The following is a 15944-nucleotide window of genomic DNA, read 5'->3' as shown; positions in this document are numbered from 1 at the left end:
TATGATGGAAAGCGGTCGTGATGAAAGATGCCATAACACCCGCGCCCACAAATTTACGCCAGTTGCTGTATGATGCGACAACCCGGCTTCATCGTGCCGGTATTGAGGCCCCGCAGCGCGAAGCGCGCCTGCTTGCCGCCCACGCAGCGAATACCGATCTGGCGGGGCTGCTGCGTATCGATGCGCTATCTGACGCGGCCCATACCCTGTTCCTGCGCAACCTCCAGCGTCGTGTGAACCATGAACCGATGGCCTATATTACAGGCCATACCGGTTTCTGGTCGCTGGATCTTATGGTCTCCCCCCATACGCTGATCCCGCGCGCGGATACGGAAACACTGATCGAAGCGACGCTGGACCACCTGCCGGACCGGAGTGCTGGCCTGCGCGTACTTGATATCGGCACCGGCACCGGCTGCCTGCTGCTGTCCGTTCTGGCGGAATATCCTGACGCTTACGGTATCGGAACCGACCTTGCCCCACAGGCGGCGCGGCTGGCGGCGGATAACGCCGTGCGCAACGGTCTCGATACCCGTTGTGCCACCCTATGCTGCAACTGGGCGGATGCGCTGGTCGGCCCGTTCGACCTGATACTGAGCAATCCGCCTTACATTCCCCGTGATGATCTGGCTGGTCTCATGCCTGATGTCGTAAAGTATGAACCCGCCCGCGCACTGGATGGCGGCGCTGACGGGCTGGTGGCCTACCGGACTCTGGCCACAGCACTGCCCGACCTGCTGGCGACAGGGGGGATCGCTGTAATGGAACTGGGCATAGGACAGGATGCCAGCGTGCCGGACCTTATGCGCGCGGCAGGGCTGGCGGTGCTGGAAATACGCCCCGATCTGGGCGGTATTGGCCGTGCACTGATCGTGAAAAAATAATTTGGCAGAAAGAAAGGCGCGGGTTATATTAACAACGTGCAGGGAACACGGAACGCAGATCATTTGCCATTCCGCTCCCGCGCGATCGATCCCGATTGCAAAACAGAAAAACTGGCAACATGAACCATGATGGTTCCGCCGTGGTTCGGGGATTCGTGTCCGGTGATGCACTGGACAGCAATATGGCAACAGACGGGACGGGCAGACCGCCCCACGGTCCAGGGCAGCGCCGGCGACCGGCAACAGGAAAGTGCTGCGACAGCTTATGAACATGAAACGCATGCGAGGCCGTCACCATCGTTCGGGCGGCAGCAATGGCGGAAGCGTACGCCATAACAATGGCCAGATCCCGTTGAACCGCAACCATGTATTCGACAGTAACGGACCTGACCTGCGCGTACGCGGCACGGCGCAGCAGTTATTTGAAAAATACCTGCAGCTTGGGCGGGATGCGAGCAGCACAGGCGACCGCGTTATGGCGGAAGCCTATTTCCAGCATGCCGAACACTATTTCCGCATCCTTAACGCCATGACGCAGGCCGCCCAGCAGAGCCAGCAGGAACGTCAGGAACGGATGGGCGCGCGTCAGCAGCGTCCCATGGATAATCGCCAGTCGGTCGACGCACCGGCGGAAGAGGAGGCCGAACAGCCCTCCATTCAGGCACAGCCGCAGCAGACCGCCGAGCCGGAAGAAACCGCGCCGCAGCCCAGCGTGACCGAAACGCCAGAACCCCAGCCTACTGCCGCCGCACCAGCCCCCCGCGCACCGCGCATGCCGCGCCGCCGCACCAAGCCGCCGGTGGAAAAGAAAGAAGAACTGGAATCCTCCCCGTCCTGAACGGGGTTTTCCCGCCCCTGACCGGGCGGGGAAGCATTTCAGCCGCCGGAACGGACCAGCCGCCAGACCTTGCGCCTGCGGCCCTCCGTCGCGTCGGGGGCATCTTCCACGGTGACAAGGCCCTGATTACGAAGGGCCTGCAGGGCAAGACGGGCATGATAGGTGCCCAGTTCGGGAAAAAGATCCCCGATTTCCCGGACAGAGCGCGCCTTGCCATCCGACAGGATCTTCAGCACGATCTGTCGCTTGCTGTCATGATTTGTCATGCGCCAGGATCGATGCTGAAAAAAAGTCATGCGTTTTCTATACCAGATCCGTCCGTAATGGCCTAGCGCCGATGCGGGGCAGCCTGTCCCAGTTCCGACACAACCGTGCGAATGGCCTTGGTCAGATGGCTGAGTTCGGACCGGGTTACGGTAAAAGCCGGTGTCAGATACACAATATTACGGAATGGTCGCACCCATACACCCTGTGCAATCAGGGCGCTTTTGAGCGCATTCATGTCACTTATGCGATCAAGTTCCACCACACCGATCGCACCCATCACACGCACATCGACAACATGCGGCAGGCTGCGGCAGGATTCGAGTTCGTCGCGCATCTGCGTTTCGATAGCCGCCACCTGTTGTAGCCGGGGCTCCGTATCGAACAGGTCTAGCGACGCGTTGGCACAGGCGCAGGCCAGCGCATTGGCCATGAAGGTTGGCCCGTGCATGAGCGCATGCAACGGATCATCGGACAGGAAGGCGTCAAATACATGCGTCCGGGCCACCGTCGCCGCCAGCGCCATCGTGCCCCCGGTCAACGCTTTGGACAGGGTGATGATGTCAGGTACGATCCCGGCCTGCTCACATGCAAACATGGTTCCGGTGCGACCGAACCCGGTAAAGATTTCATCAAGGATCAGCAGCACACCATGCCGGTCCGCAAGCTCGCGCAGTGTCCGCAATACATCAGGTTTGTGAAACAGCATTCCGCCCGCCCCCTGAACCAGGGGTTCGACAATAATCGCGGCAATACTGCCTACGGACTGTGCCAGCAATGTATCCAGTGCCTGCATGCCTGCTGCGTTTACAGGCAGATCAGCAATGAAATGTTCAGGTAACGCCCCCTGATACAGGCTGTGCATCCCTTCTTCGGGGTCGCATATGGCCATGGTGGCCATAGTGTCACCGTGATAACCGCCCCGGAAGGCAACAAGCCTTGTCCGCCCCGTCTGCCCGCGATTGAGCCAGTACTGGATGGCCATTTTCATCGCGACCTCAACCGCGACGGAGCCGGAATCAGTAAAGAATACCCGATCCAGATCACCCGGCAACATTGCAGCAAGCCGACGGGCCAGCGTCAGCGCCGGTTCATTGACCAGTCCACCAAACATGACGTGCGGCATGCGGATAAGCTGCGCGCTGACCGCCTGATGGATGTGGGGATGATTGTAGCCATGGCATGCCGTCCACCACGATGCGATACCATCCACCAGTTCCGTTCCGTCCGCCAGGGTGATGGTGCAGCCATCGGTGCTGACGGCAGGCAGGGGGGGCAGGGTCGTCTGCATCTGGGTATAGGGCAGCCAGACATGCTTCATGCCCTGTTCCAGCCATTCGGGTCCACACATGCGCCGTCTCCGTGATATTGGGTTGGCGGGATTGACCGGGGCGGCGTGCTCCGGCAGGAGAATGCGCTTCATGGCCCGTTTCGATACGATTTTCCAGACCGCACTGCAGCATATGACGGATCGGCACACCCTCCGCGTGCTGCGCCCGGTACAACAGACCGGCGCGGTCACGGTCATCCGGGATGGAAGGGAACTGATCAACTTCTCCTCCAACGATTATCTGGGCCTGACCCATCACCCGGCACTGGCCGCACGCGCAGCCCGATGGTTGCACGAAGCAGGCACGGGGGCAGGGGCTTCCCGCCTTGTGACAGGCACAAGCCAGCAGCATATGGCGGTCGAAGCGCGGCTGGCTGCATTCAAGGGCGCGCAGTCCGCCCTGATTCTGGCCAGCGGATGGCAGGCCAATGCATCCGTACTGACAGCACTGCTGCGGCTTGCGGGGGAACAGGACGGGCCGCCACTGGTCTTTACCGACCGGCTTAACCACGCCAGCCTGCATCATGGCTGCATGGCCGCGGGTGTGCGTCAGATCCGCTTCCGCCATAACGACCTTGACCATCTGGAGGCCCTGCTGTGCCGCCATGCAGGTCAGCCCGGCATGCGCGTGATCGTGACGGAAAGCGTTTTTTCCATGGATGGCGACCGTACCGATATTTCCCGGCTAAGCGCCATAGCACGCCATCATGATGCCTTCACCTATGTGGACGAAGCGCATGCTACTGGCGTGCTGGGTCCGCAGGGGCGGGGCCTGTGCGCCGGACATGACATCGACCTCGTTATGGGAACATTCAGCAAGGCGCTGGGGGGCTTCGGGGCCTTTGTCACCGGGTCACGTGCGATGTGCGACTGGCTGGTCAACGCCTGCTCTGGTTTCGTGTTCACCACCGCGCCGCCGCCCGCCGTGCTGGGAGCCATGGATGCGGCACTTGAACTGATACCCGCCATGGATGCGGAACGCGCCCGACTGGCCCGTAATGCGGCGCATCTGCGCGATGTGATCCGGGATTGCGGCCTGTCGAGCGGCCCTTCGACCACCCAGATCATTCCTATCCTGATCGGGGACGCCGCACGGGCGCTGGCTTTTGCATCGGTCCTTGAAAAACATGGCATCCTTGCCACCGCCATCCGACCGCCCACGGTGCCCCCCAATAGCAGCCGTATCCGGCTCGCGCTCAGCGCCGCGCATACCGACGCCATGATCGACCAGCTTGCTACCGCCATTACGGGCGCCGCACGGGAAAGCGCATGACATCACCCACGCTGCCCATCGCCTTCGTGCATGGATGGGCCTTTGACCACACATTCTGGAATGCGACACGGGCTGCGCTTGGACCATCTTCCACGCATTGCCTTGATTTCGGTTTTTTCGCCGCACAACCGGCCATGACCCTACCGGAACACCCCTATCTCGGGGTAGGGCATTCGCTGGGCGCCCTGTGGCTGCTACGCCACCATGGACCACTATGCCGGGGGCTGGTGCTGGTAAACGGTTTCAGCCGGTTCGGGGCCGTAGCCGACTTCCCCGATGGCATTCCCCGGCGGGTGATCGAACGCATGCGCCTTGGCCTGCGGCGTGGTCCGCAGGGACTGCTGCACAGCTTTCGCCAGCGTGCGGGCATTGAAACGCCCCTGCCAGCGCATATCGAACAGGACCGACTGGAAACGGGCCTGAAAATGCTTATGGACATGGATTGCCGGGATGACCTGACAAATCTGGCATGCCCCATCCACATCATGGCCGGAACGCAGGACGCCATCGCCCCACCATCACTGACGCGGGCCTGCTTTTCCGATAAGGCTGCACACCCCATCCAATGGCTGGAAGGCGGACATCTGCTACCCCTGACCCACGCAGCCGACTGCGCGCGCGAAATTACGGCCCTGACCCAACGGATAACCGCACCATGACCCGCAAGGACAGCATCGCCGCCCGCTTTGACGCGGCACGGGACTACGATCAGGCTGCGCGTGTCCAGCGTATTGCAGCAGGAGAACTTGCCCGACGCATTGCCCGGTCCTGCGCTCACGCTGCGCCGCTACGTATTCTGGAAATCGGTTGTGGCACCGGATTCCTGACGCTGGAACTGCTGCGCCTGTTCCCCGATGCCCATATCACCGCCACGGACATCGCACCGGGCATGCTGGCGCGTCTGGCGGCACGAATTCAGGACAGAGAACGGCTGACACTGCACCGCATGGATGCGGAACAGCCCGACCTGACCGGCCCCTTCGACCTGATCTGCTCAAGTCTGGCCATGCAGTGGTTTGAAAACCGGGCCCGGACGCTGGATCTGCTTGCATCGCTGCTTGCACCCGGTGGCCAGATGGCTTTTGCCACCTTATGCGCAGGCAGCTTCCGGCAATGGCGGGACGCCTATGCGCGGGCTGGCGTGACCTGCCCGGTTCCTTCCTATCCCCCCCTTGCCACCCTGCATGAGGAGTGGCCACTTTCCGGCGCAGGGCTTTGGCAGGAAGCGGAAATAGTGGATAGCCCCGCATCACCACTGGAATTCGTGCGTGAACTGGCGGCCATCGGGGCCAGCTATACCGATCATCCACCGGCAACGGGTAGTCAGCTACGCCGCGTTCTGGCAGCGGCGCACAGCAATGATCCCTTCGCCGTTTCGTATCATATCGCTTACGGACAGTTCCGACGTGCCCTGTGGCCGGGTGTATTCGTAACCGGTACGGATACGGATGTGGGCAAGACCGTTACCGCCGCCACACTGGTGCGGGCATGGGGTGCCGCCTACTGGAAGCCCCTGCAAAGCGGCACGGATGATGCCCCATCAGACAGTACGACCATACGTGCCCTGTCCGGTATCGACACGGCGCGGTTGTACCCGCCTGCGGCCACGTTCGGTGCTTCTCTTTCCCCGGAAGATGCAGCACGGCAGGCCCATACCCGCATCAATCCGGCCGACATAGGGTTGCCCCCCCATGACGCCGCCCGTGGGCCGCTGGTGGTTGAAGGGGCAGGGGGCGTGTTCGTACCCATTGCCGACAATTACCTGATGATCGACCTTATGGTCCGTCTTGCGCTGCCTGTGGTGCTGGTGGCCCGCAGCCAGCTTGGCACGATCAATCACACACTGCTCAGTCTCGCAGCACTACGGGCACGCGGAGTGCGCGTACTGGGCGTAATCCTGAACGGGCCACCCGAACCGATTGGCCGTAATGCCATCGAACGCCATGGGCGAGTGCGTATTCTGGCAGAACTGCCCCCAACCGATCCCATGGGGCCAGATGCGGTAAGACAACTGGCCACCCATATACCATCGTGGACTGACGTGACGGGCAGTGTTCAGTAACGTCGCATAAGACCCGCAAGGGTACCCTGTATGCTGACACGACTGGCAGGCAGGGTCCGTGTCTCATAGCGGGTGTTGGCCGGGATCAACGCAATTTCATCACCCTGATGCCGCACCCGTTTGAGGGTCACTTCCTCCCCATCGATCAGGGCCACGGCAATCTGGCCGTCACTGGCCTGTGCCTGTGCGCGGATGATGACCGTATCGCCATCGAGTATTCCCGCGTCCTCCATCGAATCCCCGGTCACCTCCAGCGCGTAATGGTCGCTAGCCTTGCTCATAAGGCTGGCAGGCACAGCGATATGGGTTGTACTGGCGTTGATGGCTTCGATCGGGTTGCCTGCCGCGATCCGTCCGACAAAGGGCAGTTCAACCATGCCTGCGATGACTGCGGCAGATGGCACCGCCGGGCCGGGTGCGGGCGGGTCGACCGGCTTACGGACCGGCGGCGGCTCGATATCCGGCAGGCGCAGGATTTCCAGCGCCCGGGCACGATGATGCCTGCGGTGGAGGAACCCTCGTTCCTCCAGCGCTGAAATCAGGCGGTGGATACCCGATTTGGAACGCAGGCCAAGCGCATCCTTCATTTCATCGAAGGAGGGCGAGAATCCCGTCCTGCGCAAATGGCCGTCAATAAACAGCAAAAGCTCATGTTGTTTTTTCGTGAGCATGCCACATGTCCTTTTGCCGTGGGCGCGTTTCAGGGCGGGAAGAAGCTGGAACAAACCAAAAACCTGTTTCCATGTTCTATATTGGTTCCATCCGCTCCGTCAACTGCGATCCCGCCTGTTACAGCCCCTGATCAATGCGGATGATCTCGCACATATCACCCGCCCGGGCAGGCGGCGCGTGCGGCGCGCGCAGCACCAGCGCCTGACTGTCGGCCAGTATGTGCAGCATGGCTGAATCCTGAACGGGAAAAGGGGTGGCGATCTGCTGGCCCTGCCCATCATGTGTCAGGCTGCTGCGCAGGAAATCCATGCGCCAGTCATTTTCCGGCAGATCAACGCCCAGAACCGCACGCTGTGGCGGCTCAACCGCATTGTCCAGCCCGGCCATGCGCCGCAGGGCAGGCAGGACGAACACGACGGTACAGACGAACGCGGCCACCGGATTGCCCGGCAGGCCGATGAAAGGCAGGCGCCCCAGATGACCGGACATGAGCGGGCGACCCGGCCGCATGGCAATTTTCCAGAAATCGGTTTTCAGCCCGACCTGTTCCAGCCCCCGACGCACCAGATCGTGACTGCCGACGCTGGCGCCCCCGGTGGTTATGAGCATATCCACGCCATCCACCATCCGCTCAAGTGTCGCAAGGTCGCTCATATTATCCCGCAGCACGGGCAGCATGACCGGCTCGGCACCGGCCTGACGCAGCAGGGCGGCCAGCATGGGGGTGCTGGAATTGGCAATCTGGCCTGCTGCAAGCGTGCTGCCGGGCAGCAGCAGTTCATCCCCCGTGGCGGCAATGGCCACGCGGGGGCGGCGTGTGACCTCCACCCAGGGATGGTTTGCCGCCGCGGCAAGGCCGATATCACGTGCGGACAGCCTGCGTCCGGCGGGAATGACAACCTGCCCCTGCGCGAAATCCTGCCCCCTGCACCGCACGAACGTCCCCGGCGCGATAACATGCCCGGTCGTGACAGCACGCCCATCCACCTGTGCATTTTCCTGTATCAGCACGGCATCCGTCCCTGCGGGCATGACGCTGCCGGTGAATATACGGGCACACTGGCCCTGACCGATCGTGGTGGCTACGGGATGCCCGGCGGGCGCTTCGGCGACACATTCAAGCGTCGCCCCGCCGGTGGAAAGATCGGCAGCGCGCACGGCATAGCCATCCATGGCGGATACATCGGCTGGCGGATTGGACAGGCGCGCGGCCAGCGGGGCAGCACTTACGCGTCCACACGCATCGGTCAGGGCCACGACCTCCGCCGGGAGGGGAGATATCCCCTGAAGAATCCGTTCACGCGCTTCGGAGACGCTCAACATCGTGCACTGCACTCCTTTTTTACCCGTCTAGGGCGAATTTAAACAGAAATATTGGTCTTAGAGCTTGACCTCAGCCTTGTGTATGCGCATTTTCCGCCAACTTGAACCACTGCTGCACCTGAATGTTCCAGCAGCGGCGGAGCAGTGCTGAGGATATCATGGCCAAGACCAACACGATTCAAATCAAGCTCGTTTCCACGGCGGACACCGGCTACTTCTACGTGACCAAGAAGAACGCCCGTGCCCAGACCGGCAAGATGGAAATGCGCAAATACGATCCCGTTGCGCGCAAGCACGTGGCCTTCCGCGAAGCGAAGATCAAATAATCTTCCGCTCCGGCGGAAACGAAAAAACCCCGGCGGAAACGACCGGGGTTTTTTCATGCCTGCATGTCATGTGCGGGCCATGTCAGTACAGGTGGTTATGTTCCCCGTAGGGCACGACAATTTCGTCCTGCCGGGCAAGGTTCTGCATGGTGCGCGCACGTTCATCCAGAAGATCGACATCCAGCGCGCCTTCCTTCAGCCCGCGCACGCGCCGCAGCCAGACTTCCTGTTCGGCCTTGGCATCGTGCTGGGCGGAGCGGGCTTCATCAAGTAGATGCAACTGTGCGGCATAGCTGTGCAGGCCATGTTCGCCGCGCATGACGTTCCAGCCAAAATATGCCGTAAGCCCGATAAACAGGGCAGGGGGAATCGTGGCCCTGATTACACGCCTAACAATCTTGACCACCTGCATCTCGTTCCCCCGGTCAGCTTCAATATCGCATCACATCTCGTGTAACCGGACGGGCTTAACCCGTCCGGCGCACCATGTCACCCGTTCTTCAGGATCGTACGCCCCGCGTAACGGGCAGCGAGGGAGAGTTCATTCTCGATACGGATAAGCTGATTGTATTTCGCGGTCCGGTCGGAACGGGAAAGCGAGCCGGTCTTGATCTGCCCACAATTTGTGGCGACCGCCAGATCGGCAATGGTGCTGTCTTCCGTTTCACCCGAACGATGGCTCATCACGGCGGTGTAACCTGCGTGCTGGGCCAGTTGCACTGCTTCCAGCGTCTCGCTCAGCGTGCCGATCTGATTGACCTTGACCAGCAGGGAGTTCGCAACCCCGGCCTTGATACCCCGGCGCAGGCGGTCGGGGTTGGTCACGAACAGGTCATCGCCAACCAGTTGCAGCTTGTGGCCAAGATTGGCGGTCAGTTCCGCCCAGCCTTCCCAGTCATCTTCTGCAAGACCATCCTCGATCGAGATGATCGGGTAGCGCGCGGCCAGATCGGCCAGATACGCGATCATACCGGCTGCATCCAGGCTTTTGTCTTCGCCCTTCAGTTCGTAACGGCCATTCTTGTAAAACTCGGTCGCAGCGCAATCCAGCGCGAAGGTCACGTCCTCTCCGGGGCGATAGCCCGCAGCCTCGACCGCGCGCATCATGAAGCTCAGCGCCTCATCAGCGGATTTCAGGGCAGGGGCGAACCCGCCTTCATCACCGACGTTGGTGTTGTAACCCGCACCGGACAGGCTCTTCTTAAGCTGTGCGAAGATTTCCGATCCCATGCGGATGGCGTCCGTAACGGTGGGCGCGCCAATGGGCTGGATCATGAATTCCTGAATGTCGATCGGATTGTCGGCATGCTCACCGCCATTGATGATGTTCATCATCGGCACCGGCAGGGTCCGGGCATACACACCGCCCACATAGCGGTACAGCGGAACGCGCAGTTCCTCAGCCGAGGCCTTGGCCACCGCCAGCGAAACGCCCAGAATCGCGTTCGCACCAAGCCGGGACTTGTTCGGCGTGCCGTCCAGATCGATCATGGCTTCGTCAATGGCGACCTGATCGGACGATTCCACACCCTGCAGGGCTTCAAGGATTTCCTGTTCGACATGGGCGGCGGCCTTCAGCACACCCTTGCCACCGAAGCGCTTCGGGTCGCCATCGCGCAGTTCGACGGCTTCATGCGCGCCGGTCGACGCGCCCGAGGGGACAGCCGCACGGCCTTTCGCACCCGACTCCAGTTCCACATCCACCTCGATGGTGGGATTGCCACGACTGTCGAGTATTTCACGGGCGATGATATCGATAATGGCGCTCATGATATCTGTTTCCTCAGATTTGACATTATGGGGACAGCGCATGCCACCGGCACGCATATCCTGCCCCACGATAACAGATGCCGCGCATCATGCCAGAGTGCGCTATGCACAACAAAATCATAGCTGGGAGAATGCTGCCGTGAAACGCCTGCCGATACTTGCCATAGTCACCGCCCTGGCAAGCCTGCTGCCACTGATCGGCTGCACCTGCGCCATCGTGTTCCTTACACCCGACCACACCCCCCGCCTGCTGACGGCGGCGGTGGGTTATGGCGCGGTCATGCTGTCCTTCATGGGGGCCGTACACTGGGGACTGGCGCTGGAACGGCCTGACATCATCCCCGCCGGTGGGACGGGGCAGCAGACCAACCTGCGGCTTATGCTGGGTGGGGTACCCGCCCTGATCGGTTGGATCGGGCTATGCGCGGCCACGGTACATGAACTGGCGGGGCTGCTGATCCTGATCGCGGGCTTTGGCGCGACAGCCGTGGCCGAACGCATGGCATGGCGGCGCGGGGCCATGCCGCGTGGTTACATGACGGTGCAGTGGTTCGTCATCTGCCTGAGCGAAATCTGTTTTCTGGCCATACTGGCAGCAAGCCTTGGCATGCGTCCCGAAAGCTGACGGCAGGCTTTCCCCCAATAAAAAACCCGGCATACCGCATGGCATGCCGGGTTTTTACGTTCAATGGATGAACGTTCAGGTGTTCTGCAGACCGCGCAGCACATCCGCCGGACGGACCGGCATATGCCGCAGGCGTACGCCCACCGCATTGAAGATGGCGTTACCGATCGCAGGACCGACCACCGTGGTGCCCGGTTCGCCAAGACCCATGGGCTTCTCGGTGCTGGGCAGGAACTCGATGTCCATTTCCGGCGTATCGGCAATACGCAGCGGGGTATAGGTGTTCAGGTTCCGGTCAACCGGCAGGCCGTTCACGATTTCCGTATTTTCAAACAGAACCATGCTCAGGCCCCACAGTGCTGCACCCTCCGTCTGGGCTTTCGCACCATCGGGATCGACCACCGTGCCCGCATCAACCACGATCGTCAGCTTTTCACAGCGGACCACGCCGGTGCTACGGTCCACATGAACCTGTGCGCAACATGCGATCCATGTCGGCATGCCACGTTCCTGACCCGCCGTAGTGGCGATCCCCATGGCGGTGTCCTTGGGCAGGGTTGTCTTGCCCCAGTTCACCTTTTCCATAAGCCGCCGCACGACTGCGGCCTGACGCAGCGCGCCGCCCACGGAATCCGGGGCCTGTCCCTTGTTACGGCCCTGCGCCGTCAGCAGTTCAAGACGGAACTGTGCCGGGTCCTTTTTCTGGCGGTGCGCGACCTCATCAAGGAAGCACTCGATACCCCAACTGGTCCAGCCGGGGCTGACCGAACGCAGCCAGCCGGGACGGAAAGTCTTTTCAGCAAGGTCGTTACGCAGCGCACGGACACGGAACGCACCGACTTCGTACCAGTGGTCACCACCGGCGATGGCAAACTGGTCATAGGGCTTGTCGTCCACGCCCTTTTCCATGAAGGCAGCAGCCATCACGCCCGTCGGCCAGCCCGCAGCCGCCTGATAATCCATGGCAGTAATCCTGTCGCTGCCATCGAAAGCCATGCGAACACGCTGCACGGACGGCGAGCGGAAGGAATCGAACTGCATGTCGTCCGAGCGCGTCAGGATCAGCTTGACCGGCTTGCCACCCAGCGCCTTGGACGCAAGGGCGGCAGGGATCATGTAGTCACCGTTAAGCCTGCGACCGAAACCGCCACCCAGCAGATAGCTGCGCAGGATGACCTTGCTTTCGGGAACCTGAAGCGACTTGGCCAGCGTGGGCAGGATCAGGCTCTGCCACTGGTTGCCGGCATGGATTTCGTAAACGCCGTCCTTTTCAAAGGCCAGCGCATTGGTCGGCTCAAGCTGGTAATGCAGCACGGACGCACAGGTATATTCCTGATCCATGACCGCATGCGCGCCAGAGAAGGCCTGATCCACGCCATCGTCATTGAAGACGTAAACGCCACCTTCCTTGTTGTTGATCAGCGCGCGGCCACGGTCCTGAATGTCACGTTCTGACGTATGGATCGTCTCACCGGGGGTCCAGTCAACCTTCAGCGCATCGGCGGCACGGATGGCGGCGGTATAGGTGCTGGCCAGCACCACGACCCAGCCCTGCACGACTTCGGACGGATCATCGATCAGCAGGTAGCGGACATAACCCTTGATCTTGCGGGCTTCGCTGTCATCAACCGAACGGACCTTCGATCCATAACGCGTCGGCGGCATCTTGGGACGGGCATACACCATGCCCTCCATCTTCGCGTCGATACCGTAGATGGCGGTCCCGTTGGTCTTGGACGGAATGTCCAGCGCCTTGAGTTCCGCATTGCCGATCAGCTTGTGGGCACTGGCGGGCTTGAGCGGCAGCTTGGCCATTTCTTCAGGCGTGAAGGAATGGGACGGATGCCCCTTGGCCACGATATCGCCAAAGCTGATCTGCCTGGTACCCGCGCTGACAATGCTGTTGGCAACGGTGCATTTGTCCGGCGTCGTGCCCAGCAGGCGCGCGGCTTCTTCAACCAGCGCCGTACGGGTTGCGGCACCGGCCTGACGGAAGACATCCCACGTCATCCATACCGACCAGCTACCACCCGTGACCATCAGGCCCCATTTGGGGTCCGTGTCCACGTAGTTGATGCGGACCTTGCTCCAGTCGGCTTCCATCTCATCGGCGATGATACGCGCCAGCGCCGTGCCGATGTGCTGCCCCATTTCGGCGCGGATGATGTTGACGGTGATTTCACCATCGGGCGCAATGGAGCACCAGATGGTCGGCTCGAACGCGCCATCACCGGGAAGGGCCTTGTCGAGCGGAAAAATCTGGTTGGCGGCAGCCGGACGCGCAAAGCCGAACATGACACCAGCGCCAAGCGAGGTGACAAGGAAGCCACGACGCGACAGGGAAGTCTGCTCACGGCGACCGTCCCGACCCAGGCGGAAGCGGTTTAATCTACCCATTTGATGAATCTCCGCGTGCGTTGGCCGCGGCCTTCTTGATGGCCTCCCGGATACGGATATAGGTCATGCAACGGCACAGGCTGCCCGCCATGACAGCGTCGATTTCCTCATCCGTGGGGGAGGGATAATCCTTCAGCAGGCTGATCGCCTGCATGATCTGGCCGGACTGGCAGTACCCGCACTGCGGCACCTGAATGTCACGCCATGCCTGCTGCACCGGATGGTTTCCCTCCGGGTCAACACCTTCGATGGTGGTGATGTCAGCACCTTCTGCGGCGCTGACAGGGGTCACGCACGAACGGGTGGCCCGGCCACCGATATGGATGGTGCACGCACCACACATACCGATACCGCAGCCGAATTTCGTTCCGGTCAGGCCAACTTCGTCACGGATAACCCACAGCAGGGGGGTATCATCCGGCACGTCAACGGTTACGTCCCGTCCATTGAGGCGAAAGGTCGTCATGTTCTAGCTCCGTCTTTCAGCTCAATGGGACGACGCGACAGGGGAAGCCGGCAGGGTCTTGCGAACCTCGGCCGCCTTCTTTTCCAGATCGGTCCACGGCGGCAGGGTCGTGCGCGTCGCACGCAGATAGGCTGCCAGACGGGCCAGATCCGCATCTGAGAAGGAATGGTAGAAACTGGGCATGGAAACGGTGGAGATGCCTTCTGTCGTGCCGATACCGCGCAGGATGACCTGGAACAGGTTGGTCGGCTCATCCAGCCACAGCGCATTGTTCAGCGCGAGGTCCGGGCGGCCTTCAACCGGCTGCGGGCCAGCATTGGCGTGGCAGGCGGCGCACGCACCGGCATAAAGCCGCGCGTTCGGGTTGGTCTGCGGTCCCACCAGGTCCTTCATGGAGGCGCTCATGGCCCACGCGATGGCCTTCGGGTCCTGGCTTACGCGGCTGGACGCATGATCGATCTCGGCCAGGTAATGTGCGATCGCATGCACATCGGATTCCGGCATTTCGCTCAGGCCGCCATGCACGACGGGCGACATGGGACCAGCGGCGCTGCCATGCAGCGGGGCGGAGCCAAAGCGCAGGTATTTGAAGAACTCGTCCTCCGTCCAGACAACGGGGGTCGGGTTGTGTTCGTTAAGCGGGGGCGCAATCCAGTTATCGACCGGCGCGCCATCATAGGGTGCGCTGCTCTTTTCCGCGCCCATGGCGTTACGCGGGGTGTGGCAGGCGGAACAGTGGCTCAGCCCTTCGGCCAGATAGGCGCCACGGTTCCACTCGGCATCATGCGTCGTGTCGTTCTTCAGCGGCCCTTCATGCAGGAACAGGAGTTTCCAGCCCGCCTGCTCCAGACGGATGTTGAAGGGGAAGCCGACCGTATTGTCACGCTTGACCGAATGGATCGGCTGGCGGGTCATGAGGAAGGCATAGACATCATCGATGTCCTGATCCGTCATGTGCGTGAAGTGATCGAACGGGAAGGCGGGGAAAAGCTGCGTGCCATCGCGGGAGATACCCTTGCGCATGGCGCGCTTGAAGGCGGCTTCCGACCAGCGGCCGATACCCGTTTCGGGATCAGGCGTGATGTTGGACGAGAAGATGGCGCCAAACGGCGTGTCCATCTTGTAGTCGCCAGCCAGTTCGATGCCACGCTTGCCATCCGTGCGGGTATGACATTCCGCACAGTAGCCGCCCGCGGCCAGCACGCGCCCATGTTCGATCTGCGCGGCCGTGAAAGAGGAAGGAGGAGGCGGTGCGACCGGCGCAATCGCCGGATACCACGCATAGGCAAGGAACCCGACGCCGCCGGCGACACCGATCCCCACAATCGCTGCTGCAATACGTTTAATCACGATGTTCTCGCGGTTGTGAAAGTCATCAAATCACCCCGTATCATCCGCCCGGTTCCGGTGCCGGTATGGCAGGAAACACAGGAGGCGGCGCGTCGTTGCCCGCCCCCGAAGCACCGGAACTGCCGGATGTGCGGGAACATCGGCGCCACGGCGGAAACTCAGTATTACTGTTTCCTAATCAAGCCGTTCGGGCGCACGTAAGATGAAAGCGATGATAAGACTTATTCAATTTTACATTGAATACGGATAACCCACCGCAAAACCCTGAATAACCGGGGCTGCGGGGGCCTGTCAGAACAACGTCTATATACGGATGAATATATATGTGGGCGGGAATGTCAATGCGGGGAAGGAAAAAATCCTT

The 15944-nt window shown here is 61.4% G+C and carries 16 protein-coding genes; 7 read left to right on the top strand and 9 right to left on the bottom strand.

Going from position 1 to position 15944, the window contains the following annotated elements:
- The first annotated feature begins 20 nt into the window (after positions 1 to 20).
- Both prmC and CFR79_RS08625 read left to right on the top strand, forming a co-directional pair.
- Positions 21 to 884: a peptide chain release factor N(5)-glutamine methyltransferase gene (gene prmC / locus CFR79_RS08630; RefSeq protein ID WP_110547622.1), complete on the top strand. Its 864-nt coding sequence runs from the start codon at positions 21 to 23 to the stop codon at positions 882 to 884.
- 265 nt (positions 885 to 1149) lie between these two features.
- Positions 1150 to 1722 carry a DUF4167 domain-containing protein gene (locus CFR79_RS08625; RefSeq protein WP_110547621.1) on the top strand — a complete coding sequence of 191 codons (573 nt, stop codon included), beginning with the start codon at positions 1150 to 1152 and terminating at the stop codon, positions 1720 to 1722.
- A gap of 38 nt (positions 1723 to 1760) precedes the next feature.
- Here CFR79_RS08625 and CFR79_RS08620 read toward each other — a convergent pair whose 3' ends face one another.
- Positions 1761 to 2018, bottom strand: a complete 258-nt coding sequence (locus CFR79_RS08620) for a hypothetical protein (RefSeq protein ID WP_102323571.1) — start codon at positions 2016 to 2018, stop codon at positions 1761 to 1763.
- A gap of 32 nt (positions 2019 to 2050) precedes the next feature.
- Positions 2051 to 3337 carry an adenosylmethionine--8-amino-7-oxononanoate transaminase gene (locus CFR79_RS08615; RefSeq protein ID WP_110547620.1) on the bottom strand — a complete coding sequence of 429 codons (1287 nt, stop codon included), beginning with the start codon at positions 3335 to 3337 and terminating at the stop codon, positions 2051 to 2053.
- Between the two features lie 61 nt (positions 3338 to 3398).
- On the opposite strand from CFR79_RS08615, the gene CFR79_RS08610 reads away from it, so the two are divergent.
- The 3 genes from CFR79_RS08610 to bioD are packed head-to-tail and all read left to right on the top strand — an operon-like array spanning position 3399 to position 6651.
- Positions 3399 to 4589, top strand: a complete 1191-nt coding sequence (locus CFR79_RS08610) for an aminotransferase class I/II-fold pyridoxal phosphate-dependent enzyme (protein ID WP_110547619.1) — start codon at positions 3399 to 3401, stop codon at positions 4587 to 4589.
- Positions 4586 to 5248 (top strand): alpha/beta fold hydrolase, encoded by a 663-nt coding sequence (locus CFR79_RS08605; RefSeq protein WP_110547618.1) that lies wholly within the window; start codon positions 4586 to 4588, stop codon positions 5246 to 5248. Before CFR79_RS08610 ends, CFR79_RS08605 begins: the two co-directional genes overlap by 4 nt.
- On the top strand, positions 5245 to 6651 hold the full coding sequence (gene bioD, locus CFR79_RS08600) for a dethiobiotin synthase (RefSeq protein ID WP_110547617.1): 1407 nt from the start codon (positions 5245 to 5247) through the stop codon (positions 6649 to 6651). The genes CFR79_RS08605 and bioD overlap by 4 nt, the downstream gene beginning before the upstream one ends.
- Here the strand turns inward: bioD and lexA are convergent.
- Together lexA and CFR79_RS08590 are read right to left on the bottom strand one after the other, a co-directional pair.
- Positions 6645 to 7322 carry a transcriptional repressor LexA gene (gene lexA / locus CFR79_RS08595; RefSeq protein ID WP_102323566.1) on the bottom strand — a complete coding sequence of 226 codons (678 nt, stop codon included), beginning with the start codon at positions 7320 to 7322 and terminating at the stop codon, positions 6645 to 6647. The two genes, bioD and lexA, sit on opposite strands and share 7 nt — an antisense overlap.
- Before the next feature lie 118 nt (positions 7323 to 7440).
- Complete coding sequence (locus CFR79_RS08590; RefSeq protein WP_110547616.1) at positions 7441 to 8646, bottom strand: molybdopterin molybdotransferase MoeA; 1206 nt, start codon at positions 8644 to 8646, stop codon at positions 7441 to 7443.
- Positions 8647 to 8804: 158 nt separating this feature from the next.
- Between CFR79_RS08590 and rpmG the strand changes: the two genes are divergently transcribed.
- Positions 8805 to 8972 carry a 50S ribosomal protein L33 gene (gene rpmG, locus CFR79_RS08585; RefSeq protein WP_003620129.1) on the top strand — a complete coding sequence of 56 codons (168 nt, stop codon included), beginning with the start codon at positions 8805 to 8807 and terminating at the stop codon, positions 8970 to 8972.
- 82 nt (positions 8973 to 9054) lie between these two features.
- On the opposite strand, the gene CFR79_RS08580 is transcribed toward rpmG, so the two are convergent.
- Positions 9055 to 9384 carry an FtsB family cell division protein gene (locus tag CFR79_RS08580; protein WP_102323564.1) on the bottom strand — a complete coding sequence of 110 codons (330 nt, stop codon included), beginning with the start codon at positions 9382 to 9384 and terminating at the stop codon, positions 9055 to 9057.
- 77 nt (positions 9385 to 9461) lie between these two features.
- Positions 9462 to 10742 (bottom strand): phosphopyruvate hydratase, encoded by a 1281-nt coding sequence (gene eno / locus CFR79_RS08575; RefSeq protein ID WP_110547657.1) that lies wholly within the window; start codon positions 10740 to 10742, stop codon positions 9462 to 9464.
- 139 nt (positions 10743 to 10881) lie between these two features.
- Here eno and CFR79_RS08570 point away from each other — a divergent pair, with 139 nt between their 5' ends.
- Positions 10882 to 11367 carry a DUF3429 domain-containing protein gene (locus CFR79_RS08570; RefSeq protein ID WP_110547615.1) on the top strand — a complete coding sequence of 162 codons (486 nt, stop codon included), beginning with the start codon at positions 10882 to 10884 and terminating at the stop codon, positions 11365 to 11367.
- Between the two features lie 75 nt (positions 11368 to 11442).
- Here CFR79_RS08570 and CFR79_RS08565 read toward each other — a convergent pair whose 3' ends face one another.
- From CFR79_RS08565 to CFR79_RS08555, 3 genes are read right to left on the bottom strand one after another with little or no spacing between them, the layout of a single operon-like run.
- Positions 11443 to 13764 carry a xanthine dehydrogenase family protein molybdopterin-binding subunit gene (locus CFR79_RS08565; RefSeq protein WP_110547614.1) on the bottom strand — a complete coding sequence of 774 codons (2322 nt, stop codon included), beginning with the start codon at positions 13762 to 13764 and terminating at the stop codon, positions 11443 to 11445.
- Positions 13757 to 14230, bottom strand: a complete 474-nt coding sequence (locus tag CFR79_RS08560) for a (2Fe-2S)-binding protein (protein WP_102323561.1) — start codon at positions 14228 to 14230, stop codon at positions 13757 to 13759. The genes CFR79_RS08565 and CFR79_RS08560 overlap by 8 nt, the downstream gene beginning before the upstream one ends.
- 21 nt (positions 14231 to 14251) lie before the next feature.
- A complete protein-coding gene (locus CFR79_RS08555) occupies positions 14252 to 15580 on the bottom strand; it encodes a cytochrome c (protein ID WP_102323560.1) in 1329 nt (442 codons plus the stop codon).
- Positions 15581 to 15944: the final 364 nt, after the last annotated feature.

The organism is Komagataeibacter saccharivorans (genome assembly GCF_003207825.1).
Taxonomy (GTDB): domain Bacteria; phylum Pseudomonadota; class Alphaproteobacteria; order Acetobacterales; family Acetobacteraceae; genus Komagataeibacter; species Komagataeibacter saccharivorans.
Note: the sequence above shows the minus strand (reverse complement) of the source record. Positions and strands in the feature narration are given on the sequence as shown.

Excerpts from the sequence above, each read along its gene's own strand:
- prmC (WP_110547622.1), top strand. The coding sequence starts at position 21 with ATGAAAGATGCCATAACACCCGCGCCCACAAATTTACGCCAGTTGCTG.
- CFR79_RS08625 (WP_110547621.1), top strand. The coding sequence starts at position 1,150 with ATGAACATGAAACGCATGCGAGGCCGTCACCATCGTTCGGGCGGCAGC.
- CFR79_RS08620 (WP_102323571.1), bottom strand. The coding sequence starts at position 2,018 with ATGACTTTTTTTCAGCATCGATCCTGGCGCATGACAAATCATGACAGC.
- CFR79_RS08615 (WP_110547620.1), bottom strand. The coding sequence starts at position 3,337 with ATGTGTGGACCCGAATGGCTGGAACAGGGCATGAAGCATGTCTGGCTG.
- CFR79_RS08610 (WP_110547619.1), top strand. The coding sequence starts at position 3,399 with ATGCGCTTCATGGCCCGTTTCGATACGATTTTCCAGACCGCACTGCAG.
- CFR79_RS08605 (WP_110547618.1), top strand. The coding sequence starts at position 4,586 with ATGACATCACCCACGCTGCCCATCGCCTTCGTGCATGGATGGGCCTTT.
- bioD (WP_110547617.1), top strand. The coding sequence starts at position 5,245 with ATGACCCGCAAGGACAGCATCGCCGCCCGCTTTGACGCGGCACGGGAC.
- lexA (WP_102323566.1), bottom strand. The coding sequence starts at position 7,322 with ATGCTCACGAAAAAACAACATGAGCTTTTGCTGTTTATTGACGGCCAT.
- CFR79_RS08590 (WP_110547616.1), bottom strand. The coding sequence starts at position 8,646 with ATGTTGAGCGTCTCCGAAGCGCGTGAACGGATTCTTCAGGGGATATCT.
- rpmG (WP_003620129.1), top strand. The coding sequence starts at position 8,805 with ATGGCCAAGACCAACACGATTCAAATCAAGCTCGTTTCCACGGCGGAC.
- CFR79_RS08580 (WP_102323564.1), bottom strand. The coding sequence starts at position 9,384 with ATGCAGGTGGTCAAGATTGTTAGGCGTGTAATCAGGGCCACGATTCCC.
- eno (WP_110547657.1), bottom strand. The coding sequence starts at position 10,742 with ATGAGCGCCATTATCGATATCATCGCCCGTGAAATACTCGACAGTCGT.
- CFR79_RS08565 (WP_110547614.1), bottom strand. The coding sequence starts at position 13,764 with ATGGGTAGATTAAACCGCTTCCGCCTGGGTCGGGACGGTCGCCGTGAG.
- CFR79_RS08560 (WP_102323561.1), bottom strand. The coding sequence starts at position 14,230 with ATGACGACCTTTCGCCTCAATGGACGGGACGTAACCGTTGACGTGCCG.